The 25,061-nt window shown below is 72.4% G+C and carries 19 protein-coding genes; 10 read left to right on the forward strand and 9 right to left on the reverse strand.

Annotated features, from left to right (window positions below):
- The first annotated feature begins 164 nt into the window (after positions 1 to 164).
- Complete coding sequence (locus BLW63_RS23020) at positions 165 to 905, forward strand: PIG-L deacetylase family protein (RefSeq protein ID WP_170856932.1); 741 nt, start codon at positions 165 to 167, stop codon at positions 903 to 905.
- A gap of 104 nt (positions 906 to 1,009) precedes the next feature.
- On the opposite strand, the gene BLW63_RS23025 is transcribed toward BLW63_RS23020, so the two are convergent.
- Together BLW63_RS23025 and BLW63_RS23030 are read right to left on the reverse strand one after the other, a co-directional pair.
- Positions 1,010 to 2,017: a glycosyltransferase family 2 protein gene (locus BLW63_RS23025; RefSeq protein WP_091161494.1), complete on the reverse strand. Its 1,008-nt coding sequence runs from the start codon at positions 2,015 to 2,017 to the stop codon at positions 1,010 to 1,012.
- Positions 2,014 to 3,033, reverse strand: a complete 1,020-nt coding sequence (locus BLW63_RS23030) for a glycosyltransferase (RefSeq protein WP_170856933.1) — start codon at positions 3,031 to 3,033, stop codon at positions 2,014 to 2,016. The genes BLW63_RS23025 and BLW63_RS23030 overlap by 4 nt, the downstream gene beginning before the upstream one ends.
- A 551-nt stretch (positions 3,034 to 3,584) precedes the next feature.
- Between BLW63_RS23030 and BLW63_RS23035 the strand changes: the two genes are divergently transcribed.
- Positions 3,585 to 5,096 carry a sugar transferase gene (locus tag BLW63_RS23035; RefSeq protein WP_091161498.1) on the forward strand — a complete coding sequence of 504 codons (1,512 nt, stop codon included), beginning with the start codon at positions 3,585 to 3,587 and terminating at the stop codon, positions 5,094 to 5,096.
- Positions 5,097 to 5,665: 569 nt separating this feature from the next.
- Here BLW63_RS23035 and istB read toward each other — a convergent pair.
- Together istB and istA are read right to left on the reverse strand one after the other, a co-directional pair.
- A complete protein-coding gene (gene istB, locus BLW63_RS23040) occupies positions 5,666 to 6,457 on the reverse strand; it encodes an IS21-like element helper ATPase IstB (protein ID WP_091161501.1) in 792 nt (263 codons plus the stop codon).
- Positions 6,454 to 7,692, reverse strand: a complete 1,239-nt coding sequence (istA, locus tag BLW63_RS23045) for an IS21 family transposase (RefSeq protein WP_091161503.1) — start codon at positions 7,690 to 7,692, stop codon at positions 6,454 to 6,456. Before istA ends, istB begins: the two co-directional genes overlap by 4 nt.
- A 1,340-nt stretch (positions 7,693 to 9,032) precedes the next feature.
- Here istA and BLW63_RS23055 point away from each other — a divergent pair.
- The gene (locus BLW63_RS23055; RefSeq protein ID WP_091161507.1) at positions 9,033 to 10,352 is read left to right on the forward strand and encodes a UDP-glucose dehydrogenase family protein; all 1,320 of its coding nucleotides are present in this window, start codon (positions 9,033 to 9,035) and stop codon (positions 10,350 to 10,352) included.
- A 104-nt stretch (positions 10,353 to 10,456) separates the two neighbouring features.
- On the opposite strand, the gene BLW63_RS23060 is transcribed toward BLW63_RS23055, so the two are convergent.
- Positions 10,457 to 11,056: a TPM domain-containing protein gene (locus BLW63_RS23060; protein ID WP_170856934.1), complete on the reverse strand. Its 600-nt coding sequence runs from the start codon at positions 11,054 to 11,056 to the stop codon at positions 10,457 to 10,459.
- Between the two features lie 323 nt (positions 11,057 to 11,379).
- Here BLW63_RS23060 and BLW63_RS23065 point away from each other — a divergent pair, with 323 nt between their 5' ends.
- A complete protein-coding gene (locus tag BLW63_RS23065) occupies positions 11,380 to 11,577 on the forward strand; it encodes a hypothetical protein (RefSeq protein ID WP_139263757.1) in 198 nt (65 codons plus the stop codon).
- 68 nt (positions 11,578 to 11,645) lie between these two features.
- The gene (locus BLW63_RS23070; protein ID WP_091161515.1) at positions 11,646 to 12,488 is read left to right on the forward strand and encodes a hypothetical protein; all 843 of its coding nucleotides are present in this window, start codon (positions 11,646 to 11,648) and stop codon (positions 12,486 to 12,488) included.
- Positions 12,489 to 12,524: 36 nt separating this feature from the next.
- On the opposite strand, the gene BLW63_RS23075 is transcribed toward BLW63_RS23070, so the two are convergent.
- The 3 genes from BLW63_RS23075 to BLW63_RS23085 form a co-directional block, all read right to left on the reverse strand.
- Positions 12,525 to 12,779, reverse strand: a complete 255-nt coding sequence (locus BLW63_RS23075) for a hypothetical protein (protein WP_091161517.1) — start codon at positions 12,777 to 12,779, stop codon at positions 12,525 to 12,527.
- 240 nt (positions 12,780 to 13,019) lie between these two features.
- Positions 13,020 to 13,616 carry a TPM domain-containing protein gene (locus BLW63_RS23080; protein ID WP_091161520.1) on the reverse strand — a complete coding sequence of 199 codons (597 nt, stop codon included), beginning with the start codon at positions 13,614 to 13,616 and terminating at the stop codon, positions 13,020 to 13,022.
- 133 nt (positions 13,617 to 13,749) lie between these two features.
- Positions 13,750 to 14,460, reverse strand: coding sequence for a 4'-phosphopantetheinyl transferase family protein (locus tag BLW63_RS23085; RefSeq protein WP_211517251.1), 711 nt, complete (start codon positions 14,458 to 14,460; stop codon positions 13,750 to 13,752).
- A gap of 383 nt (positions 14,461 to 14,843) precedes the next feature.
- Here BLW63_RS23085 and BLW63_RS23090 point away from each other — a divergent pair, with 383 nt between their 5' ends.
- The 3 genes from BLW63_RS23090 to BLW63_RS23100 are packed head-to-tail and all read left to right on the forward strand — an operon-like array spanning position 14,844 to position 20,888.
- Complete coding sequence (locus BLW63_RS23090; protein WP_211517252.1) at positions 14,844 to 18,899, forward strand: Pls/PosA family non-ribosomal peptide synthetase; 4,056 nt, start codon at positions 14,844 to 14,846, stop codon at positions 18,897 to 18,899.
- Positions 18,896 to 20,200, forward strand: coding sequence for a heparan-alpha-glucosaminide N-acetyltransferase domain-containing protein (locus tag BLW63_RS23095; protein WP_139263759.1), 1,305 nt, complete (start codon positions 18,896 to 18,898; stop codon positions 20,198 to 20,200). The genes BLW63_RS23090 and BLW63_RS23095 overlap by 4 nt, the downstream gene beginning before the upstream one ends.
- Positions 20,190 to 20,888 carry a BPL-N domain-containing protein gene (locus BLW63_RS23100; protein WP_211517253.1) on the forward strand — a complete coding sequence of 233 codons (699 nt, stop codon included), beginning with the start codon at positions 20,190 to 20,192 and terminating at the stop codon, positions 20,886 to 20,888. The genes BLW63_RS23095 and BLW63_RS23100 overlap by 11 nt, the downstream gene beginning before the upstream one ends.
- Positions 20,889 to 20,939: 51 nt before the next feature.
- Here the strand turns inward: BLW63_RS23100 and BLW63_RS27100 are convergent, their stop codons facing one another.
- A complete protein-coding gene (locus BLW63_RS27100; RefSeq protein ID WP_091161527.1) occupies positions 20,940 to 22,139 on the reverse strand; it encodes a hypothetical protein in 1,200 nt (399 codons plus the stop codon).
- 267 nt (positions 22,140 to 22,406) lie between these two features.
- On the opposite strand from BLW63_RS27100, the gene BLW63_RS23110 reads away from it, so the two are divergent.
- Together BLW63_RS23110 and argC are read left to right on the forward strand one after the other, a co-directional pair.
- On the forward strand, positions 22,407 to 23,840 hold the full coding sequence (locus tag BLW63_RS23110; RefSeq protein WP_091161529.1) for a M1 family aminopeptidase: 1,434 nt from the start codon (positions 22,407 to 22,409) through the stop codon (positions 23,838 to 23,840).
- 322 nt (positions 23,841 to 24,162) lie between these two features.
- On the forward strand, positions 24,163 to 25,061 hold an 899-nt coding region (gene argC, locus BLW63_RS23115), incomplete at its 3' end, for an N-acetyl-gamma-glutamyl-phosphate reductase (RefSeq protein WP_091161531.1).

Consider the following 25,061-nt stretch of genomic DNA (forward strand, 5'->3'; position numbering starts at 1 on the left):
AGGGGAGAGCCGGGACCACGCCCCTGTGCGGATTTCGTCCGGAGCCGTTCAGTCACGTCTCCCGGCCGTGGGTGGCGCTCCAGGTCGACCGCATGAGAAGTGCGCGCCACGAGGTCCGCGAGCTGGCCTGCGGGCCGCCTCCGCCTCTCCGCCGGAGGCTCGTCGTGGTCAGCCCTCACTGCGACGACGCCGTCCTCTCGCTCGGCGCCACCATCGCCGCGCACACCCGAGGGGGAGGGAGCGCCACCGTGGTCACTCCCTTGGCCGGGGACCCGACGTCAGTGGCCGCCCCGGGTCCGTGGGACGCGGCCGCGGGCTTTGCGACGGAGGGAGCGGCGGCGACCACACGGCAGGCCGAGGACGTCGAGGCGTGCCGGCTCGTCGGCGCGCGGACGCACCACCTGTTCGACGTCGACGAGCAGTACCCGCGGCGCCTGGACGATGACCAGGCGTCCGCCGCGCTGGCGCCTTTCCTGGAGGACGCTGACGAGGTGCTGCTTCCGGGGTTCCCGCTTCGGCACGCAGACCATGCTGCGGTAACCACGCTGGCGTTGCGGGCCCTGCCGCCGGATCGGCTGGTGCGCCTCTACGTGGAGGAGCCATACGCGCTGCGTGAGCGCCTGGCCGACCAGCCGGCGGTCGATCCGTGGACTCCTCCGCTGCGCTGGGGGCCGGTGAAGGGCAGCCGGCGCGGGGTCGTGAGCAAGCTGCGTGCCGTGCGGCGTTACCGGAGCCAGCTGGTGCTGCTGTCGGACCCGAGTCCCCACCGGCGGCTAGGAGTTCGTCCTGCCGTCCTGCTCTTGGAGCTCCTACGTACCACGGCGTCACGGGGGGAGTGGGTCAGCGAGCCGGTGCCCGCCGAACGGCTGACCGCCGCGCCGCGATTCGAGGCTCGTCCTGGTTGAACCCCCTCCGCCTGGCCGCCCTCGGCGCCGCCTGGTGCCGGCCAAGGACTGGGCCGCCGCTGTCAGCGACACAGGGGCCTGACGTGACGCCTGGAGGATGGCAATCACGGAGACCTGTGGTTCGTCACGTCGGAACACGCGCGCCGGAAACGGAATGCGGTCAGCCAGGCCTCGGCCTCGCAGCGCCACTCCGGGCTCAAGGCGCGCTCGTCCCTGCGGTCGCGGTAGCGCTGCAGTCCGGGCCAGACCAGCCCGACTGCCGCGTTGCGGAACGCGTGCACGGCCGGCCGTCCCAGCGGCACGAGCCGGAGCAGCACCCTGGCCGCGCCCACCCGCCGGCCGGCCCGCAGTTGAAGAGCGGAGAGGTACCAGAGGAGGTTCTCGAGGCTCGGCTCGACGCCCCGGGCCGCAATCGCGGAGCGGTGCTTCTCGCGGATGACGCCCAGGTCCTGCAGCGCACTGTCGACGTTGCCGGCCATGCTCCCCACGTGCGTGTAGTAGCCGACCAGCGGTCGCGGGACCACGGCGAGCGGCGAGCGCAGGCCCAGGCGGATCCACATATCCCAGTCGGCCAGGTTGGACATCCGCGTGTCGAAGCCACCGACCTCACGGACCAGTTCCGTGCTGGCCAGCACGCTCGATGCCCCACCTGGAATGATGTTGTTCTTGAGCAGGACGTCGGCGACCTCTGAGGTCCGCGGCACCGGCTCACCGAAGAGGATTCGCAGGTCCTCGCCGTACACCCGCACTGAGCCGGTGGTGGCCCACCGAGCACGGCCGTGGGCCGCCAGCGCGTCCAGCTGAGCCCGCAGCTTGACCGGGGACCACACGTCGTCGTCGTCGGAGAAGGCGACCCATGGCGCAAAGCACCGCTCGATACCGCTGTTTCGGGCAGCAGACACCCCGCGGGGGACCTCGTGCCGCACGAGTGTCACGCGCGCATCACCCAACCCCGTGACGTAGTCGCTCGTGTCGTCCGCCGACCCGTCGTCGACGACGACGACCTGCAGGGCCACGTCCCGCTGGGCCAGGACGCCGCGCAGTGTCCGCGCCAGCAGTGCCCGCCGGTTGTGGCTCGGTATGACGACGCCCACCTCGGGCTGGCTGCTCACGTCGTCCCCGCGTCATCTAGAAACTGCATGAGGGCCCCGGCCCGGCGCTCCCAGCTGTGCTGTGCCGCGAACTTCCGGCGTTGCTCGGTGAGGGCCGGGTCGCGCGCGTCGGCGACCGCGTGGACCACGGCATCGGCGAAGGAGGTGGGCTTCTCCGCCATCGTGATGAGGTCGGTGTCCAGCCAGCGGGTCGCGGGTAGGTCGGTGCTCACCACGGGCCGCCCAGCGGCCAGGTATTCGAGCGTCTTGAGCGGGAAGCTGGCCCGGTTGAACGGCGTGTCCGCGTACGGCGTGAGGCCGACGTCGATGGCGCCGAGGTAGCCCGGGAGCTCGGCGAACGGCTTCTGTCCGACTGTCTGGACGTTGGGCTGTTGGAGCAAGTTCCGCATTCGGTCCGGTGCGAAGCGCCGGTCCACCGGGCCGATGAGCAGCAGCGACATGCCGGAGGCCGCCACTGCAGCGAGCATGTCGATGTTGGTGCGCGAGTTGATGTGCCCCACCACCCCGGCGATCGGCCCGGTCAGCTGGAGGTCACGGGGCCGAGGGGCCGTGTCCGTGTATGAGAACGTGTCTACGTCGCACCCGTTGGTGATCAGAACGGGGGAGCGCCCCCCACCTGCCCACCTGTCGCGCAGGCAGGGAGAGACGGCTACCACGTCGGTGGCCTTGGACAACTGACGCATCTCGGCGCGCATCAGGGCCGACCGGCGCAGGCCCATGAGCTCGGCGCCGGCGACGTAGTCGTCGGTGCCGTAGAAGATCCGGCGCGGCGCGTCGCACACCTTGAGCAGATCCTCGAGGGTGGCGACGACCACTGCATGGACAGGCCGGTCGAGTGTCCGGACGGCGTCCTCGATCTGTCGACGCACCAGCCGGGAGGTGGTCCGGTCGACGAACCGACGGGTGTGTCCTGGCACAGATCTGGGAGTCAGGCGGAATAAGCCGTCACTGACCTGCCGCAACACGGGACCTCGTCGGCCGTCGACGAGTCCTCGACGTCCCGGCTTGACCGGCATCGGCGGATCCACGTACAGCACGGGCGCGTGACGGGACAGTTGACGTGCCATGTGCACGTCGGTCCCCGCGATGCCCTCGAACGAGGTGCCCGCGCAGAAGACGATCACGACCTCATTCTGGCAAGGGTGTCGGGGGAGCGCTGCATCTATCACTCATTCGAGCCGACTGCGTTCCGTGTCAGATTCCTCCTTGGCCCAGGACACTCCGTCCCGGAGGTCAGGAAGCCCAGTGGAGCGCCATCTGTCAGGCCGGGGCCGCAGCTTGAGGACGGTGCAGGACGACCGTCGCGTGGGCGGAACCAACGCAACGGCGGACATGAGGCGTGTCGCTTCGGCAGATGCCGAGGTAGAGCAGCATGTGGCGAGGCGGAAGGCAGTGGTCACGGGGCATCCGTCACTGCAGCCAAGTGCAACCCTCCCGCTGTGACCTCCACTACATGCCCCTCCCTATTATTGGGTGCAACAGGTATCTTCCGGGTGCTTAGCGGCGTGGCGGTGCCCAAGTCAAGGCGCCGGCGACTCGCGAATCCAAGCGCTGCACGGGGGGCAACATGTCGACGCTTCACGTCCGTGACGGGTCCGTCCGTAACGATCAGCGGTCGACTGCTGGCGGCTGGTCTCTGTTCGCTGGACGCCTCCGCGGTGAGGGAACAGCCGCCAGGCGGGCTTGGCGGGACGCCTACGTCCAGCGGACTCTGCTCATCGACGCACTTTCCGCCGTGATCGCAGGCGCCGTTGGATACTTGATCCGCTTCGGCGCCGATCAGGCCCAAGCGACTCATGCATCCATCTGGTTGGCGTCGCTGCTGCCCGTTGTCTGGGTAGTTGCCATGCTGATCGGTCGCACGTATGAGCAGCGATTCCTCTGGGTCGGCCCGGACGAGTTCCGGCGAGTCTTCGATGCTGCCGTCATGCTGCTCGCTGCGGTTGGCACGGTCTCCTGGGCGCTTGACCTCGACGTCGCCCGAGGGTTCGTCGTCGCCGCCCTCCCCTTAGCGACCGTCCTGACGCTGGGCCTGCGTTTCGCTCACCGCAAATGGCTGCACGGTCAGCGCGGACGTGGTCGTTACAAGCAGACGACGCTCCTGGTGGGGCACCGCAACGCTGTGGCCGCGCTTGATGAGCAGATCGACCGGGAGGCCTACCACGGCCTCAAGGTGATCGGCTGTTGTCTGCCCACCGGGACGGACGCACGCACCGACGCCTTCAATGGCCTGCCGGTGCTGGGTGGCCTCGATGAAGTCGCAACCGTCGTCCGGCGGTACGAGGTCGATACGGTCGCTGTCCTGCCGTGCCCCGAGCTCGACGGGTCCGCCCTGCGTCGGCTCGGTTGGGATCTGGAGGACACCGACGCGGAACTCCTGCTGGCCCCTGCAGTCACCGAGGTCGCTGGCCCGCGGGTACGCATCCGCCCGGTCGCGGGGCTGCCGCTGCTGCACATGGAGCGCCCTGAGCTGACCGGCGTTCGCCGGCTTACCAAGGAAGCCTTTGACCGCACCAGCGCGGCCCTGGGCATCGTCTTCCTGTTGCCGGTGTTGCTGGGCCTCGCCGCGGCCGTCAAGGTCACCAGCAGCGGCCCGGTTCTCTTCCGGCAGGAGCGAGTCGGCCGCGACGGCCGGACGTTCTCAATGCTCAAGTTCCGCAGCATGGTGGTCGGCGCCGACCGAATGGCCGACGACCTGGCCGATGAGAGCGACGGCAACGGCGTCCTCTTCAAGAAGAAGGCCGACCCCCGGGTCACGCACGTCGGCAGGGTCCTGCGCCGCTACTCGCTTGATGAGCTTCCGCAGCTCATCAACGTCGTCCGCGGGAACATGTCCCTGGTCGGTCCTCGGCCACCCCTGCGGAGTGAGGTCGAGCGCTATGGCTACGACATGCACCGGCGCTTCCTCGTCAAGCCGGGCCTGACGGGCCTGTGGCAGGTGAGCGGCCGGTCGGACCTCTCGTGGGACGACTCGGTGCGCATCGACGTCCGCTACGTGGAGAACTGGTCGCTGACCTTCGATTTCATGATCCTGTGGAAGACCGTCGGCGCCGTGCTGCGAGGGTCCGGGGCCTACTGAGAGACCGCTCCCTCGAGCGCCGGGGACGACAGGCGGCCGAGCGCCTTGTCGTCCTCTGCTGTTCAGGGGACAGTCGGGGCCGGCGACCGGCTACGTCGCGCACAGCGCCGCGGCGTTGAGCAGGGTGCCGTGCTCGGCCACCCAGCTGTTGAGGGCCAGCCACGTGAACCCGAGCAGGAACATCACGAGGGACCTGCGGCGGGACGTGCGATCCCTGCGGGAAGCGGGCCGCGAGAGGGAGACGTCCGGGGCCACTGTGGCGTCACGGGTCGCTGATCAGCACGAGCGCCGGTCAAGTGGGTACGTCGGGCGGCGCCCAGGGCTGCACTGCTTGGCGCTCTGCGGCAAGAGTCCGCCTGCACGTAGCCCAGCGATCGCTCGACGGCGTCGTCCCGGCAGACGACGCCCGCTTTGGCGCCTATGCCCAGGACCGGTGAGAAGTCCATGGTGTCCGGCGGCAGCCCGCGCAGCGAGTAGGACGGCGACTGCATCTCGGTGGTGCCCAGCCGTGTCAACGGCGGGCGAAGTCTGACCCCCTGGCGGCAGGTGAAAATTGACCTCCTCGTTGGTCATGCCTCGTCGGTGGCGGCCGCGGGAACGCGGCCGAGGTCTCGGTTTCTGAGTCGGTAGCTGTCGCCGCTGAGGGAGATGACTTCGGCGTGGTGGACGAGGCGGTCGATCATGGCGGCGGCGACGATGTCGTCGCCGAAGACCTCGCCCCAGCGGCCGAAGGGTTTGTTGCTGGTGACGATCAACGAGGCCCGCTCGTAGCGGCTGCTGACCAGCTGGAAGAACAGGTTCGCGGCTTCGGGTTCGAAGGGGATGTAGCCGACTTCGTCGATGACCAGCAGCGGATAGCGGCCCAGGCGGCGCAGCTCGTCTTGGAGCCGGCCGGTGTGGTGGGCCTCGGCCAGCCGGGTGACCCACTCGGCGGCGGTGGCGAACAACACTCGGTGCCCGGCCTGGCAGGCGCGGATCGCCAGCCCGGTGGCCAGGTGCGTCTTGCCGGTGCCGGGCGGGCCGAGCAGCAGCACGTTCTCCTTCGCGGTGACGAAGTCCAGGGTGCCCAGGTGGGCCAGCAGCTCGCGTTTGAGGCCGCGGGCGTGGTCGAAGTCGAACTCCTCCAGGCTCTTGCGGGCCGGGAACCGGGCGGCGCGGATGCGGCCCTCGCCGCCGTGGGACTCCCGGGCGGAGACCTCCCGCTGCAGGCAGGCGATGAGGAACTCCTCGTGGGACCAGGACTCGGCCCGGGCCCGTTCGGCCAGCCGCGGCACGGCTTCCCGCAGGGTGGGTGCCTTCAGCGCCCGGGTCAGGAAGGCGACCTCGGCGGCCTGGTCTTGGCTGCCGGTCTTGCCGGTCATGCCACGCCTCCGTCGGTGAGGCCGAGGGCGGCGTCGTAGTCGCTGAGCGCCCGGATCTCCACCTCGGTGGAGGGGGCCGGGCGGAGCAGCCCGACCCGCTGGGCGCGCAGCGCCCGCGCGGCGGCGACGTGCTCGCCGGCGGAGATCGTCTGGTGGCGGGCCCAGATCCGCTGGTGGTCGGCCACCGGCCGGCCGTCGCAGAGCACCCGCACCCGGGCCAGGTCGGCGACCACCTCGACCCGGCTGCCGATCACGCCCGGATGCACCGAGTAGTCATTGCCGTCGAGGCGGACGTAGTGGTCGCGGGCCAGCCGCGTGCTGGTGCGCCAGCCGGTGACCGGGGCGACTGGTGGCAGCGGCAGCATCCGCTCCCGGTCGGCGGTGATCCGGTCGGTCGGCGCGCAGCCCAGCGCCCGCCGGGGGCGGGTGTTCACCAGCCCGATCCAGGCGGCGAGCTGGGTGTTGAAGTCGGCCGGTCCGGTGAACGTTCGTCCGGGCAGGAAGGAGCGCTCGAGGTAGTCGTGCAGTCGCTCGACCAGGCCCTTGGCCTCGGGATCGGCCGGCCGGCAGATGAGCACCTTCGTGGCCAGGGTGCCGCGGAAGGCCTGGCACTCGGCGGTGAGCTCCGAGCGGCCACTCCGCCAGCGGCCGACCGCGCCCTCCCCGTCCCAGACCAGCACCCGCGGCACCGCCCCGAGGGCGGCGAGCAGCTGCCACCAGCCGGCGAGCAGGTCCTCCGCGGTGCGCGACGGGATCAGCACCGCGGCCGCCCAGCGGGAGTAGCCGCAGACCATGGTCAGCACCGGCAGCTGCTTCGAGGTGCGGGTCTGCCCGCAGCCGACCGGCAGCGTGATCGCGGGAAACCACAGGTCGAACTGGGCGATCTCGCCGGCCACATAGGCGGTGCGCGACGCTGGATCGGGCGGCAGGTAGACCGGGCGCAGCTCGGCCACCCGGTCTCGCAGCACCCGGATCGACCGGTTCCAGCCGATCCGCTCGGCGATCACCGTGGCAGGCATCGTCGGCACCGCCTGCAGCAGTTCCCGAACCCGTGGCTCGACGTCATCGACGACCGAGCCCCTGGGCGGCCGCTCCTGCTTCGGCGGCCCGTCGCTGCGCAACGCCGCCTTCACCGTGTTCTTCGAGAGCCCCATGACCCGCGCGATCACCTTGATCGGCATCCGCTCCGACCGGTGCAACCGCCGGATCTCCGCCCAGTCCTCCACTGCCAGCACCCGCTCACTCCCCGGCTCGGCTCGAGCCAGGGTCTCGGGAGGGGGTCAACTTTGCGCTGCCGCCAGGGGGTCAGTTTTCAAGCGCCGTCGACAAGCCGCTCGTCGACCGCGACGGCGCTGGTGACTGCCAGGAGCGCGGCGTCCGGCAGTCCTGGTCGGTGAAGATGTCGGGGCTGAACAACGTGGCCCACATCTCCTGCAGGCACTGCTGCTGCCGACGCACCCGGTCCGAGTCTCCACCGGGTTCGCCATAGAACCGCCTGAGGTATCCAGCGCGACTGGTCACCCTTCAGGTGGCTAATAGGGGCGAGGGATATGTACGGCCCGGTACTGGCGGCCTTCGTGGCGACGACGTCCATGCCGCCAGGTCGTCGGTGACCTGGATGAGCCATCAACCTCGATGGCGACGTAGTGGTCAGTACGGACGTCGGTGAGCTGCTCGACGGTCTGGATGAGCAGCGTAGGCCTCCGTAGGCTAGGCCGCGTCGACCTCGTCCATGCCGCGGCCGGAGATGTCGACTCACGGGTCGCGCGGGATCGAGATCAGGCGCGCGTGCTGCCGGTTGGCCGGGAGCCGGGCGTCCCGCCGGCTACCAGTTCGAGCACCAGGCCAAGCGCGACAGTGCTGATGAGTGCCCGGAGCAGCCGGCGGTGCCGCGGCGCCGTCTCGGCATGGCTCACGTGGGCCTCTGTACACCAGGCGATCCCACCGAATGTGCGGACGGCGACAGGCTCGTCAGCCGGCTGCTACTCCTGAAATGGAGGTCACGTCCTGCTCGAAGAACCTGCGCCGGGGCGACGAGGGTGTCGGGCGCCGGCGTCCCGAGTTCCCGGTGATCGGCGCTGCGGATACTCCGACCCAGGAGGACGGCGGCGGGGACGGCGAGCAGCACCCAGACCGACACGGCTGTCCATACCCAGCCCACCTGCGCCCCCTCGTCCGTCGCAAGCCTGATGCGGAGTAAAGCGCGGGTATGCGGACGTGCGGGAGCCCAGAGTGCGGGGAGATGGTGGCTGCCGTGGTGTCCCTGACGGACTGGTGCCTCAGACTGCCAACCGGTGAGCGGATCCGGCAGACTGCTCGACGTGCTCGCGCGCTCGGTCGTCCGTCGTATCCGATCGGGTCGCGGCGCGGCGGCCTTGTCGTCGGCCGGACGTGCGCACTGGCACCGCTTCCGCTGGGTGGGGAACGATGCCTTCAGCGGCTCCAGCCTCTATGCCTGCCGCTGCGGCGCGATTCGTCCCGCCCCATGAACGGTCCATTGAGCGCTGCGCCACTCGTCGTGGTGCACTTCAGCTCTTAAGTGTTGAGGGGGTCGGAGAGGGAAGGCACGAAGGTCATGCGGATCTCGGTCATCGGCTGCGGGTATCTCGGCGCCGTCCACGCGGCGTCGATGGCCGAGCTGGGCCACGAGGTGGTCGGCGTCGATGTCGACCAGCGGAAGATCGCCGCACTGTGCAAGGGCCGCGCCCCGTTCTACGAGCCGGACTTCGGCGAGCTGCTCCAGCACTCGCTGGCATCGGGCCGACTGAGCTTCAGCACCGACGTCCACGACGCCGCCGGCGCGCAGGTGTACTTCGTCTGCGTCGGGACGCCGCAGAAGCGCGGTGAGTACGCCGCCGACATGCGCTACGTCGAGGCGGCCGTGGAGTCGCTGCTGGGAGTGCTGGCCTCGGGTGAGCTCGTGGTCGGCAAGTCCACCGTGCCGGTCGGGACGGCGGGGCGCCTGGCAGAGCTGGTGGGGAAGAAGGTGCCCGGTGCGATGCTGGCGTGGAACCCCGAGTTCCTGCGCGAGGGCTTCGCCGTCCAGGACACCTTGCACCCCGACCGCCTCGTCTACGGCCTGCCCGCCGATCAGGACCGCGAGGTCGCGGAGCGGATGCTCGACGAGGTCTACGCCGACATCGTCGCCCGTCGGACCCCCAAGGTCGTCACCGACTACGCCACCGCCGAGATGGTGAAGACCGCGGCCAACTCGTTCCTGGCCACGAAGATCAGTTTCATCAACGCGATGGCCGAGCTGTGCGAGGCCACCGGCGCCGACGTCAAGCAGCTGGCCGACGCGATCGGCTACGACGACCGCATCGGCCGCAAGTTCCTCAACGCCGGACTCGGGTTCGGTGGCGGCTGCCTGCCCAAGGACATCCGGGCCTTCATGGCCCGGGCCGGCGAGCTGGGCGCCGACCAGGCGCTGACGTTCCTGCGCGAGGTCGACAACATCAACATGCGCCGCCGCATCCGGATGGTCGAACTCGCCCGGGAGGTCTGCGACGGCTCGCTGCTCGGCAAGCACATCGCCGTCCTGGGTGCCGCCTTCAAGCCCGACAGCGACGACATCCGCGACAGCCCGGCCCTCAACGTCGCCGCCCAGCTGCAGTTGCAGGGCGCTGTCGTGACCGTCACCGACCCCGCCGCGATCGAGAACTCCCGCCGGCAGTGGCCCCAGCTCGACTACGCGGAGACCCCCGAGGAGGCCGCCGAGCGCGCCGACGCCGTCCTGGTGCTCACCGAATGGCGGCAGTACCGCGAGCTCGACCCGGTGGCGTTCGGCGCGGTGGTGCGGCAGAAGCGGGTGCTCGACGGCCGCAACGCCCTCGACCGCGAGGCCTGGACCGCCGCCGGCTGGACCTATCGCGCCCTCGGCCGCCGCGCCGGCTGACCGCGGCTGCCGGAGCGGTCGCGTTCCCGCGGTAACGCCCGCCGCTCAGGTGGGTCGACATGGCCGGGCAGCCGCAGGTGACGATCCCCCGACACCGGCTTGCGTCACCGCGCTCCGGGGTGCGCGGCGGACTTCCTGCGGCCGAGCAGGTGGCCGACGAGGAGGACCACGGCGACGGCGGCGACCACCAGAACCGTGGTGGTCGTCGACCAGCCCGGCGCCGCTGCGTCCGCCGGCCCGACCGAGGACCGGAGCTGCTCGGCCAGTGCGACCACTGCGCCGGACCAGTCGTTGCTGCCCAGCCGCGGCTCGACCTCGCCGGTCATGACCGCGTCGACGTCCACCTCGGACAGGGACGAGGAGTCGTCGATCCACCAGGAGTACTCGTAGGTGCTCCCACCCTCGCCCACGGCGACGGCGAACAGGACGTCGGACGCCTCGAGCCCGGACAGCTCTGCGGTCTGGCTCGCCCAGTCGTCCGCCGCCATGTCGTCGAACGAGGGCACGAAGACGGTGTAGAGGCCGATGTCGGTCTCCGCGGCCAGGGACTCCGTGGCCTCTCGGGCGGCCACTCCACCGTCGCCGAGGACCGCTGCGCGGTCGGTGACGGGCTCGAACACCTCCAGTGGGGGCTCGGCCCACGCCGGCCCGGCGGTCGAGAGAGCGACCGCCACGGCGCCGGTGACGATCAGGGCCCTACGCACACGTGACCTCCGAGTGAGAACTGGGTGGATCCCGGACGGGTGCGGTGTCTGCGCACGGCGGGTCGTCCGGTCGCTGTTGCAGCCCCGGGGTGCCCGCGAGTCGGACCCCACGGTGCCCGAGTCCCCGCGCGTGTGCACCCGTTGTCCCCGACGGTCGGCGGAAGCCGCAGGTGCGGCGGTCCGGGGCCGACGTGGGACCACCCTCCGTGGCCTCGTGGTGACGCTGTACCTGCTGTCGTCGCCGCGTCGATGGCGCCGGCGTGCGCCTCGAGCACGAGCGAGGTCCTGCCGTCCTCGTGTTCGGTCGGACGGTCACGGTGGGCATGACGGCTGCCGATGTCGGACGCATGGAGACGTTGGTGATCGGCGTACTGGTCCTGTGGGTGCTCGTGGCCCTCGGGGTCGCCGTCGTCCTCGGCCGGGGCATCCGCCTGGCCGACACCCGGGCGCGTGCGGCGCGGGCCTTGACCACCGCGGACCTCCCCGCCGAGTTCCAGCCCGGCGTCAGCGCGCGCCGCTGACCCGCCCGTTCGGGTGACCGGTCCGATGCACGGTCACGTCGGACGGCCGGCCTGCCGATGACGGGTCCGTGTGGATCTGGATCGTCGGGGGATTGGTCCTCTGGGTGCTGCTCGCCTTCGGGGTGGCCGTGGTCATCGGCAGCGGCATCCGCATGGCCGATGTCCGGGCCGCCGACCCGCTGACCGCCGCTGACCCCTCTGTCGAGCTGCGGCTGCGCACGCCGCGCCGGCGCATCCCGCTGCCGCCCGTCGCCGTCGGCCTGGCCGCGACCGCGGTGTTGCTCGAGACCGCCGGCTTCATCGGCCGGCTGACCGCGGCCACCGGCCCGGTGGCCCGCGCCCTCTCCATGGACGCCCCCTTCTCCGCACCCCGTACCTACGTCGCCGCACTGTTCGCGGCGGCGGCGGTCGCCGCGGTCGCCGGGGCGCTCCGTGTGCCGGGACGGCGCACCTGGTGGCTCGCGGTCGGCCTGGTCTGCGCGGGCATCGCCGTCGTCAAGATCGGCGGCACCGTCCACGTCGACGCGATGACCGCGCTCTCGGAGGCCGTCGGCGACGCCGGCGCCGTCGTCGCGAGCATCGCACTCGTCTGCACCGTGCTCGCCGTGCTGGCCTTCGTCAGCCGCGACGAGCGCCGCGACCGCCGACGCGTGCTCACCTCCCTGGCGGCGTACGGCGGAGCGTCCGTGGGCCTCTCGACCGTCTCCGCCCTGGCGGCCGGGCAGTGGGCGGTGACCGCGACCTACCTCGAGGAGTCCGGGGAGGCGCTGGCCGGCGTCGCCGTCCTGGTCGCCGTCCTCGTCGGTGTCGCGCCGCGCCTGGTGCTGCCCGCGTCGTGGGTGCTGCGCCGCGAGGAGGACGCCGCGTCCCTCGCCGTGCCCGACGCCGTGCCCGACCGCGTCTCCGGCTGACGGCCGCCGTCCTCCCGCCCGGGATGCTGGCGGCCGTCAGGCGCTGGTGCTCAGGGGCGCGATGCAGCACCCGTCGCACGCGTGCTCAGTCCAGGCTTCACCGAGCGCCTGGAGGTGGACGACGTCGTCCGGGTCGGGGTGTCCGACGCCGTGCGAGCACATCCGGTCGGAGTAGCCGTAGAACTGCCGCCACACCTTCGGCCAGGTGCGCATGTGGTGGTCGCTCGGGTGGTGCCGGGAGCACCCCCGGCCCGCGCAGAGCGCCGGGTCGTGCGGTGCCGCGAGGCTCATGGCCCCAGGGCCTCCCGCGGGCTCCCCGGCAGTAACGGTGGGTCGGTCAGCGACGCCGGGTGTCGAGGACTGCGGGGCTGCGGCGGCGACGGGCGTCGGCTCAAGGGGGATCACCGTCGAGGAGGTCATGGGGCGAGCGTGGACGGGACGCCTGCCGTCTCCCGGTGACCGCCCTGTGGAACTCCTGTGGGCCCTGGGCCACGAGGTGCCGGCCCGAGCCGACAGTCGTGACCCCGGCCATCAGGACCGGGTGGTCGAGGACCTCCTACGGGAGAGCAGGTGGGCGGCGAGGAGGACGACCGCGACGCCGCCGATGACGAGGATAATGGTGGAGGCAGGCCACGGGGCCGCCTGCTGCTCCGCCTCTTCCTCCGCCGCTGTCAGGTCCTGGAGCTGGACGGCCAGTGCCCTCACCGCGCCGGACCGGTCGCCCGCGGCGAGCCGGGGGTCGACCTCGCCGGTCACCGTGCGCTCGAGGTCGACCTCGGAGAGCGGGAAGTCCTCGTCGACCCAGTACCCGTACTCGTAGGTCGCGTCCCCGACGGCCACGGCGAGCAGCACGTCGGTCTCGTCCAGGCCCGACAGCTGTGCGGTGTCCTGCGCCCACTCCCCGGGGTCGGCGTCGTCGAACGAGGACACGAAGACGGCGTACAGGTTCAGGTCGTCCTCGGCCGCCAGGTCCGCCACGGCCCGCTCGGCCGCCGGCTTCCCGGTGCCGAGGACCCCGGCCTGGTCGGTGATCTGCTCGGTCACCTCGAGCGGGGGCTCGGCAGACGCCGTCCCGGCACCCGCCAACACGAGTGCCAGGGCACCGAGCACGGTCACGGGCCTGCGCAAGGGGACCTCCGGTGGGTGGAGACGGGCTCGGCGGGAGGCGGACTCTACGCACGGATGCGCAGGTCACGGGCCTCCGCCAACCCATCGGGGGAACGACTCCACCGGGTCGGGGAGGGGCGCGGCCCGTCGGCCGTCACGTCGAGCGGACCGCCCACGTGTCGGCGGAGCCCACCACCGGGGGCCGGTGGGCGGCCGCCGCGACGGCGGCGCCCAGGATCGGGTCGACCCAGTCCACCAGGTGCAGGGAACCGAACCGGCCGTGCGTGCGCCCCTCCTCGCCGTCCTGCTCTGTCGTGGGGTCGAGCTCCACGCGGGACAGCTCGTCGAGCGTGATCACGCCCACCTTCACCAGGCACTCCTTGCGTACCCAGTGGCGGAGGAAGGCGGACGGAGGGTCGCTCGCCGACCGGACCCGGGCCGTCTCCGCGGCGGTCAGGGTGGCGGCCAGGACGGCGGGGTCGACGTCCGTCGTCCGCAGGCCCTCGACGTCGACGCCGATCGGCCGTCGGTCCGCGCCCGCGACCACGGCGCCGCGGGTGTGCGCCAGGCTGACGTGCAGCTCCGGGAGACCGGCGATCGAGGGCCTGCCGTGCTCGGTCGAGCCGCACTCCGCACACTCCTGCACCAGCACGAGCGACTCGACCGGCTCACCCGTCAGCGCCGCGGCGCAGTGCCGGACGAGCAGGTGGGCTGCGACGTGGGCGTCACGGTCGGCCCGGTGTCGCAGTGCCCCGGCGCGCCGCTGCTCACGAGGCGTCAGGAGGTGCTCGTCCCCGACGCGGAGCACGTCCTCGGGACGGGCGAGGAGAACCAGTGGCGCACGATAGAGTGACTCTTCTCCCATTCGGCGACTCACCTCCGTCACTGATCCGGGCGTGTCGGCAACGGCGCGAGACCTCGCCTGCCTGCTCTGCGTGAATGCCCGACAGCGGAATGTAGGCCATTCGCTCGTCCCGGCCCGTGAACGTCACACACCGAAACAACCCAGTGATGCTGCGTGGTCGCAACGCTCAATTCGCCAGGTCAAGGGGGTCCGTGCGCGGGTCGGTCCCCCCTCCCGCAGCACTTTGCACCCTTCGAGAAGCCCCACCTAGCCTCGGGAAGTTCGTTCGCTGAGGGGCTGCAGAGAGTTGATGTATGACAACGCACAGCGATGACTGGGACTTCTTCTCGGCATTCGGGGGACCTGTCGAGCGGTCGTCCCCGACCACCGCTCCGGGATACGACATGCGGGACAACACCGCCACGTCGTACCGGCTGCACGACAACTTCGTCGCCGAGATCTCCGGGCAGCGCTCGCTGGTCACCCGGCTGAGCCGGTTCTTCGAGCGCACCTGCGACGAGCGGCCGTCGGCTCCCGCGCTGGAGTGCGACGGCGACCGCGTCTCCTACGCGGACCTGGACCAGCGCGCGAACCGGCTGGCCAACCTGCTCATGGCCCGGGGCGCGCGCGCCGGCGTCCGCGTGGGGATCCTCCTGCACCGCTCGGTGGACACCTACGTCGCGCTGCTGGCCGTCACGAAGACCGAGGCGACGTTCGTCCCGATCGACCCCGAGGCGCCCGCCGACCGGCTGCAGTACATCGCCGAGGACTCCTCGCTGAGCCTGCTGGTGACGCACACGTCGTTCGCCGCGTCGTGCGTCGCGCTCCCCTGCGAGGGCCTGTACCTCGACGAGCTGGGGCCCGAGCTCGCGGTCCAGTCGAGCTCCCGGCCGGGCATCGAGTCCGACGGCGACCCGGTCTGCTACATCATCTACACGTCGGGCTCGAGCGGCCGCCCCAAGGGCGTCGAGATCAACCAGTCGAGCATCTGCAACTTCGTCGGCATCGTGCCGTCCCTCTACGGGGTCGAGCCGACCGATCGCGTCTACCAGGGCATGACCATCGCCTTCGACTTCTCCATCGAGGAGATCTGGCCCACCTGGGCCGTCGGGGCGACGGTCGTCGCCGGCCCCACCGACGGGCGCCGGGTGGGGTCGGGGCTGGCCGACTTCCTCGAGGACACCGAGATCACGATGATCTACTGCGTCCCGACCGTGCTGGCGACCCTCGACCGCACGCTGCCGCTGATCCGGACGGTGAACGTCGGCGGCGAGGCCTGCCCCCGCGAGCTGGTCGACCGCTGGGGGCCGGGCCGCCGGATCCTCAACACCTACGGCCCCACCGAGACCACCGTGACCTGCACGATGGCCGTGCTGCGGCCGGGCAAGCCGGTCACCATCGGCCGCCCGCTGCCGACCTACCGGGTCACCCTGCTCGACGACGACCGCAAGCCGGTCGCCGCGGGGCAGGTCGGGGAGATCTGCGTCGGCGGTCCCGGCGTGGCGCGCGGCTACGTGAACCGGCCCGACCTGACCGCCGACCGCTTCATCCCCGACCCCCGCGGCATCCCGGGCGAGCGCATCTACCGCACCGGCGACCTGGGCCGGTTCCTGCCCGACGGCGAGCTGGAGTACCTGGGCCGCGCGGACAGCGAGGTCAAGGTCCGGGGCCACCGCGTGGACCTGCAGGAGATCGAGAGCGTCCTCCTCGAGCACCCCCAGGTGACCGGCGCCGTCGTCACCCTGCTGGCCTCGCCGGACACCGGCGGGGACCTCGCGGGCTACGTCATCCTGCGGGACGCCGGGGCGGCCGACGCCGTCATCCCCGAGCTGCACGAGCAGCTGGTGGCCCAGATGCCGCCCTACATGGTCCCGTCGTACCTCGACGCGGTCGCCTCCATCCCGATGCTGCCCAGCGGCAAGGCCGACCGCGGCCGGCTGCCCGCGCCCACCCGTCCCCGGCTGATCCGCACCGACCGCGAGCACGAGCCGCCGTCGACCCCCGCGGAGGCCTGGATCGCCGGGCTGTGGGAGGAGATGCTCAACCTGCCGGCCGGTGCGGTCTCGGTGGAGGCGAACTTCTTCGAGGCGCTCGGCGGTCACTCGCTCGTCGCGGCGAACGTCGTGTCCGCGATGCGGGAGAGCGAGCTCGGCTCGGGGCTGTCCATCCTGGACTTCTACAAGCACCCCACCGTCCGGGAGCTGGCGACGTTCCTCGAGGACGGCACCTCCGGCCCGTCGGACGAGCCCGTGACGCTCGAGCCGCGCGAGCCCCGGCCGGGACCGCCCTCCCGCAGGCGGGTCCTCGGCTTCGGGACGGCGCAGGTCTCGGTCCTGTACGCGATCATCCTGGCGTTCCTGTTCCCCGTCGGTGTCCTGTACGGGCTCAACGACGGTCAGCCCTCGCTCGCCCTGGTCGTCCAGCTGGCCGTCGCGCTGCCGACCGTCTACCTGCTGGCCCGCTGGGTCCTCCCGGTCGTCGGCGCGCGGCTGCTCTCCCGGGGCCTGCGCGCCGGTGACCACCCGCTCTGGGGCGGCATGCACCTGCGGGTCTGGACCGTGCAGAAGCTGATGTCGATCTCCCCGCTCACCATCCTCAGCGGATCGCCGTGGGCGGTGACGTACCTGCGGCTGGCCGGTGCGCAGATCGACGACGAGGCCCACATCGGGACGGCGAACGTCTCGCTGCCGTCGATGCTGCGCGTGGGCCGCGGCGCGACGATCGGCTACGGCACGCAGCTGCACGCCCACCGCGTCGCCGAGGGCATCCTGACCATCGGCCCGGTCACCGTCGGTGCCGGCGCGGTCGTCGGGTCCGAGAGCGTGCTGGAGTCCGACTCGGAGGTCGGCGAGAAGGCCATCCTCAGCGACCAGTCGCTGCTGCCGTCCCGCCGGAGCGTCCCCGCCGGCGAGACCTGGGCCGGGTCCCCGGCCCGTCCGGCGCCCGACTCGATGGACCCGGTCGTCGAGCTCATGGCGGCCTGCGACGACGCGCCGCGCACCTGGTCCAGCTCCCTCCTGGCCGGCTTCGCCGGTGGGGTCCTGCTGCTCGAGCTGCTGCCGTTCCTGATCCTGCTGCCGGTGGTGGCCGTCGTCTGGTGGGCGCTGCTCAGCTTCGGGACGGCGGCCGGCCTCCTGGCCACGGCGCTGTCGGGCCCGCTGTTCGTGGTGGCCTCGTGCGGACTCATCCTGGGTGCCCGGCGCCTGGTCCTGCCGGAGACCCCGGAGGGCCTGCACCACCTGCGGTCGCAGCTGGGCCTGGAGAAGTGGCTGGGGGACAAGCTGCTCGAGCAGAGCCTGCTGTTCAACAACACGATGTACTCGACGCTCTACACGCCGATGTGGCTGCGCGCCCTCGGGACGAAGGTCGGCAAGGGCGCCGAGGTGTCCACCATCGCCAACATCGACCCGGACCTGCTCACGGTGGGCGAGGGCAGCTTCGTGGCGGACATGGCCAGCGTGGGCAGCGCCACCTACGCCAACGGCCACGTCGCCTTCCGGCGGACCGAGATCGGGTCCCGTGCCTTCGTCGGGAACGCCGCCTTCGTCCCCTCGGGTTCGCACCTGGGCGACGGGTCGCTCATCGGCGTCCGTTCGGTCCCGCCGACCGCGGGGACCGACGCCGGCACGTCGTGGCTCGGCTCGCCGCCGTTCTTCCTCCCCCGCCGCGAGGTGTTCAAGGAGTTCACCGAGGCGGAGACGTTCACCCCGTCCAGGCGGCAGGTCCGTGCCCGCTACGCCATCGAGGCCCTGCGGATCGTGCTCCCCAGCTCCCTGCTGGCCGTCGCGACCTTCGCGACCCTGTACGCGCTCTCCTCGCTGGCGCTGTCGTGGAACACGGTGGCCACCGTGCTGCTCGCGCCGCTCGTCGCCCTGGCCTCCAGCGTCCTGGTGGTGGTCCTGGTGGCCGCGCTCAAGTGGGCCGTCGTCGGCCGGTACCGGCCGCGGGTGCGACCGCTGTGGAGCGGCTTCGTGCGCCGGACCGAGTTCGTGACCGGCATCTACGAGGCGGCGGCGGTGCCGGCGCTGCTCACCTTCCTCACCGGCACCCCGATGCTGGGCCCCGCGATGCGGCTGTTCGGCTCCCGGATCGGTCGCCGGACGCTGATCGACACGACCTACCTGACCGAGTTCGACCTGGTGACCATCGGGGACGACGTCTCGGTGGGTGCCAACGCGTCGCTGCAGACCCACCTGTTCGAGGACCGCGTCATGAAGATGGACCACGTCGTCCTGCGCGACCGGGCGACCATCGGCGACAAGGCCGTCGTCCTCTACGGCTCGGTCGTCGAGGAGGACGCCACGCTGTCGGCGATGTCCCTGGCGATGAAGGGCGAGGTGCTGCCGAGGGAGACCACCTGGTGCGGCATCCCGGCGCAGAAGGTCGGACGGGCTCCGACGGCGGCGCCGCCGCGGAACCGGCGCCGGGTGTCGGCGGGGGCGACGGGGGCCCGGCGATGACCGCGAGCCGGCAGCCGTCGCTGCCCCATGCCTGCGAGCCGGCTCCCTCCGGCGACGTCTCGGGCACCCCGTCGAGCACCGCGCCGGCCCTGCGGTCGACCGCCCGCCTGGTCGGCATCGACGCCGCCCGCGGGATCGCCCTGTTCGGCATGATGGCCGTCCACAACATCGATGCCGTCGGAGACGACGGGGAGGTGTCGCTGGCGTGGACGCTGGCCGCGGGCAAGTCGGCGGCGCTGTTCGCGCTGCTGGCCGGCGTCGGCGTCGCGTTCGCCACGGGGCGCCGCCAGCGGCCGACCGCGCGGACCTGGCCGGGTCACGCGGCCGCGCTGCTGGTCCGGGCGCTCGTCATCGGCGGCGTCGGGCTGCTCCTGGGTGCCGTGGTGCCCGCCGACTTCGCCTCGGTGATCCTCCCGTACTACGCGCTGCTGTTCGTGCTCGCGATCCCCCTGCTCACCCTGTCCAGCCGCGCGCTCATCGCCCTGGCCGCGACGATCGCCGCGGTCATGCCGGTCCTCAGCCACTGGCTGCGGTCCGGTACCGAGGTGCGGGACACGGTGCCGAACCTGACGTTCGGCGACCTGGTCGGCGAGCCGGGCCAGGTGCTGGGGGAGCTCGCGCTGACCGGCGTGTACCCGGCCCTCTCCTGGATGGCATACCTCTGCGCCGGCATGGCGGTGGGGCGCGCACTGCTGACCTCGCGGCGCACCGTCGCGGCCATCATCCTGACCGGCGCCGGGTTGGTCGTGGCCGCGCAGACGATCTCGTGGTTCCTGCTCGACGTCCTCGGCGGTCGCACCGACCTCGAGGCGGCCGCGAGCGCGTCGATGTCCTCGGACGAACTGTCCGAGGTCATGGCGGTCGGGTGGACCGGGACGACGCCGACCGACACCGGTTGGTGGCTGGCGACCCTGGCGCCGCACTCCACCACGCCGCTGGACCTGGCCTCCACCATCGGGCTCGGCCTGGTCGTCCTGGGCGTCTGCATCCTCCTCGGCCGCGCCACCAGCACGCTGCTGCGGCCGCTGGCGGCCGCGGGGAGCATGACCCTGACGCTGTATTCCTTGCACCTGCTGCTGCTCAGCTGGTCGGTGATGCCCGGCGACGCGACGGGGTTGCTCATCCAGACCGCGGTCGTCGTCGCGTTCGCGCTGGTGTGGAGCCGCTTCCACGCGCGCGGCCCGCTGGAGGAGCTCGTGGCCCGGGCGAGCGGTGCGGTGCGCCGCAGGGTGCAGTCGGTGACGGAGCCGCGGCGGGAGGCGCTGGTCATCGACGGAGACGGCCGGGTGCGTGCCCCCTGACCGCTCGGGTCGCGCTGACCTGGCGCTGGTCTACCGCGGGCCGGCGTCCACCCCCGGGTGCCCGGAGGCGGTGGCGGCCGCGCTGCGCCGGAGCCGGTGGGACCTCGACGTCCGCTTCGTCGGGCCGCGCGAGGACCTCCCGCTGGAGCCGGGCGTGCTCGCCGGCGCCCGGCTCTACGCCCAGCCCGGCGGGGGTGGCCTGCGGCGGGCGTACCGGAAGATGAGGCGCTCCCGGGAGGCCATCCGGGAGTTCGTCGGGTCCGGCGGGGCGTACCTCGGGTTCTGCCTGGGCGGCTACCTCGCCGGTGAGACCCCCGGCTTCGGCCTCCTGCCCGGGGACACCGACCGGTTCATCTCCTCGCCCGGCGCCCAGCCGGACCACGACGGCGACAGCCTCGTCACGCTCACCTGGGCGGGACGCCGTCGCCAGGTCTACTTCCAGGACGGTGCGTGGTTCCACCTCGACCCGGCCCGGGGACCGGCGGAGGTGCTGGCCACCTACGACAACGGGCTGCCCGCGGCGGTCGTCGCGCCCTTCGGCCGAGGCGTCGTGGGCGTCGTGGGGCCGCACCCGGAGGCCACGCCCGACTGGTACACCGACAGCGGGCTCCCGGTGCCCGACGACGTCCGGGCCGACCTCACCCAGGACCTGGTCGACCGGGTGATGACGGCCGACCGCCTCTCCTGAACCCGGACGCCACGGTGGGCGCTCCCCCGCGGGGAGCGCCCACCGTCGTCGTCAGGAGGCGTCGATCAGCTGCCCGACCGTGCGGCCGAGCCGGCCGTCGAGCGCGTGGCCGACACCGGCCGGGTACTCGCTCGACGTGACGACGCCGCGGCCGGCGTAGAACCGCTCCCCGGCCTGCGCACCCCAGGAGGCGGTCAGCGGGACGGACGTGTCGGCGGTGCCGGTGAACCAGTGGCCGCGGACCCCGGCCATGCGGGCCGCGGTCACGGCGGACCCTCCGTCGGCCGGCGGGCCACCGCCGCCGAACACCACCCAGCCGCCGCCGAGGCGCATCAGCTCCGGGTGCCGCGGCACGAGGAAGCGGGTGATCTCCTGCGCGCCGGAGGAGAAGCCGCTCAGCCACAGCTCGCTGACCGGGTACTTGCCCAGCTGGTTCTCGATGAGCCCGGCGAGGAAGTCCGCGTAGGCGCTCGTGTCGCCGGTGTGCCAGCACTCGCAGGACTGGTTGGGGCTCTCCACGGCCAGAGTGATCATGTTGCGCGCCCGGCTGGTGGCCACCAGCCCCGACGAGCCGCCGAGCGCGTACGACGCGGTCGGGTTGTCCACGCCGTACTCGCCGGTGCCGTCGACGTAGACGACCAGCCCGACCGGCTTCGTGGGGTCGACGCCGGCGGCGTACAGCAGGTAGTTGCCGGCCTGACCGTTGCCCGCGGTGAAGGACCGGCGCGCCTGGTCGGTGAACGTCCCACCCGACCCGCCGGTGGAGGTGCCGGCCGCGGCGGGCGCGGCAGCCGCGCCGGCGACGGGGGCGGGCGCGGCGGCGGAGGTGCCCGCCGACCGGCCCGACGAGGAGTCGCGGCTCCAGCGGCCCGGGGCCGCGGGTGCGGCCGCCTGCGGGGCCCCGGGCGCGGCCTCGGCCGGGACGGCTGCCTGCTGCTCGTCGACGGCCTCGACCTGCGACTCAGTGGGCTGGGCGACGGGAGCCTGCGGCTGCGTCTGCGCCGGGGTCGTGGGCGCCGGTGCCGCAGAGGTGAGCGCCGGGGTCGGGACGGCGGCGCTCGGAGCGGTGGCGGCGTCGCCGATCGCGAGCGGCCGGTCGGTCGCCGCCTGGCTGCTCGCGGCCTGACCGGCCGCCCCGGCAGTGCCGACCTGCAGGTCCGCGGGACCGCACGCAGCGGTGGTCAGGGAGACGAGAGCCGCGGCCGCGAGCACGCTGGCGCGGCGGCCGGCCGTAGAGAGGGAACTGCGCACGAGTGGTCCTCCGGACGTCCGCTCACCGATGGCGACGGACCGTGATTGCGTAGTGACAGTTCGAAGGCTGGCACATGCGCTCCGCATCCGCCAGATAACGACCAGTAACGGTTGTCTCATCCGTCTCACCCGTCCCAGGGACCCCGGTCCGGCTGCCGATGACGGATGGCTCACTCGTCGTCACGAGCGGAACGCACGGGGGTGGGCACGCGTCAGAATGGGCGTGTCGGCCGGGACCGCCCGGTCGCCCAGGCCGTGAGGACGGGGATGCGCGCAGGTCGACGGTGGGTCACGGTTGTCCTGGCGTGCTCGGCGCTGGTGCTCAGCGGCTGCACCTCAGCGGGGCGGGACGACGCCGGCCCGGAGCCCGACGTCGCGGAGCCCGACGTCGCCGAGCCGTGGCCCGACCGGCCCGTGGTCGACCTGCGCTTCGAGGTCTCGCCCGACCTCGCGACCGTGGTCGGGCGCGAGGTCGTCGAGTTCACGCCGGACCTGGACACCTGTGAACTGGTCTTCCGGTCCTGGCCGAACAAGCCGGCCACCTCGCGTGCGGGGAGCTCGCTGACGGTGACGGCTGTGCAGGTCGACGGCCGGGACGCCGCCTTCCTCGACATCGCCGCCGGCGCACCGGACGACGCGCCGGCCGGCACCCTGGTCGAGGTGCCGTTGGCCGACTGCGTGTCGGCGGGGGAGACCCTCACCGCCGAGCTGACGTTCGACCTGGTGCTGGGGGAGGAGGTCAACGAGCGGGTCGGGACCTCCTCCGACGCGGAGGTCGCCTGGTTCGCCACGGCGTTCCCCCTCCTGGCGTGGGAGCGCGGTCGCGGCTGGGAGCGCGGTCCCGCCGTCCCGGTCAACGGCGAGACCGCCGTGAGCGAGGACTTCCTGCTGGACTCGATGGAGGTCGTCGCGCCGTCCGGCTACGAGGTCCTCGGTACCGGGGAGGCGGACGGCACGGAGGACCGGGAGGACGGGACGACCGTCCACCGCTTCACCGCTCCGGCCGTGCGGGACGTGGCGGTCGCGGTGGGGGACCTGGACGTGTCCGAGCGGACGATCGACGGCGTCCGGGTCCGCGTGGGGCTCGACCGGGAGGTGGGGGAGGCCGACGCGGACGCCTGGCTGGACCAGATCGAGGAGTCCAACCGCGGGCTCGTCGACCTGCTCGGCCCCTTCCCTTACGACGACCTCTGGGTGGTGGTGCTGTCCGCCCAGACGAGCGGCGTCGAGTTCCCCGGGGCCATCCAGTTCGGCGACGTGGACCCGGACGAGCGGCGGGGGCTGGTGACCCACGAGCTCGCGCACATGTGGTTCTACGGCCTGGTGGGCAACGACCAGGGCGAGCACCCGTGGCTGGACGAGTCGTTCGCGACGTTCGCCCAGTCGGTGGCCGACGGCGACGAGCAGCCCTTCGCCCACCTCCCTGTGGACGACTTCCCGCCGGTGGGTGGCTCCATGACGTACTGGGCGGCGGAGTTCCGGCGCCCCAACAGCACCTATTACGACACCGTCTACACCTTCGGCGGCGCCGCCCTGGTCGAGGCCCGGGAGCAGGCCGGCGAGGAGGCGTTCGACGCCGCCCTGGCCGACTACGTCACGGTGAACGCCCACGCTGTCGCCACCCCGGACGACGTCCGGGAGGCCTTCTCCGACCTGCCGGAGGTCCTCGGGGTGCTGCGCGAGGTCGGCGCGCTGTCCTGACCGTCCCGGCCGGACACGAGCCGCGGAGGGCGGTGGCTGCCCGGGCGCCCGCCCGGTGTCCTGGGGTGGGTGGCCCGACCTCGGCGGCTGCGAGAAGTCGAGGCGTCACTCACGGTGATGGACACGTCCTGACCCGCGACCGGGTCGGTCCGGTCGTGCGGCGTCGAGCCGGATGGCTCCAGCCGGCTTGGCTGGCCGTTGAGCTGGCTGGATGACCAGGAGGCGGCGGGTCCACCGCCGCCTCGGCCGACGAGGGGAGCGAGCAGGATCACCCGTCCGCATGACGGCACCGACCCCGGAGTCGGAGGTACCGTGACTCAGCGTGAGCGCAGCACGGACGTGGACGGTCGGGGTCACCGGCGCCACCGGATACGCCGGGGGTGAGGTGTGCCGGCTGCTGGCCGGGCACCCGGCCCTGCGGCTGGCCGGGGTGCACGCCAACGCCAGCGCCGGGCGACGGCTGGGGGAGCTGCAGCCGCACCTGCTGCCCTACGCCGACCTGGAGGTGCAGGGCAGCGGCGCAGCGGAGCTGGCCGGCTACGACGTGGTGGTGCTGGCGCTGCCGCACGGGGAGTCCGCGGCGATCGCCGCCCAGCTGCCCGACGACACGCTGGTCATCGACTGCGGCGCCGACCACCGGCTCAACGACCCCGCCGCCTGGGCCCGCTGGTACGGCGGCGGGCACGCCGGGGCCTGGCCCTACGGGCTGCCGGAGCTGCCCGGCCAGCGGGAGCGGCTGGCCGGTGCCCGGCGGATCGCGGTGCCGGGCTGCTATCCGACCTCGGTCACGCTGGCGCTGGCGCCGGCGCTGGCCGCCGGGCTGGTCGAGCCGGAGGTGGTCGTGGTGGCGGCCACCGGCACCACCGGGGCGGGCAAGTCGGTCAAGCCGCACCTGCTGGGCAGCGAGGTGCTGGGGTCGGTGAGCGCCTACGGGGTGGGTGGGGTGCACCGGCACACCCCGGAGATGGTGCAGAACCTCGCCCAGGCGGCGGGCCGGGACGTGCGGGTGAGTTTCACCCCGACGCTGGTGCCGATGAGCCGGGGCATCCTGGCGACCTGCTCGGCACCCCTGGCCCCGGGCACCGACGAGGCCGCGGTGCGGGCGGCGTATGAGAAGGCCTACGGCGACGAGCCGTTCGTGCACCTGCTGCCCGAGGGGCAGTGGCCGACCACCGCGCAGGTGCTGGGCGCCAACACCGTGGCGCTGCAGCTGGCCGTCGA

Source organism: Geodermatophilus africanus, assembly GCF_900107105.1.
GTDB classification, from domain to species: Bacteria; Actinomycetota; Actinomycetes; order Mycobacteriales; family Geodermatophilaceae; genus Geodermatophilus; species Geodermatophilus africanus.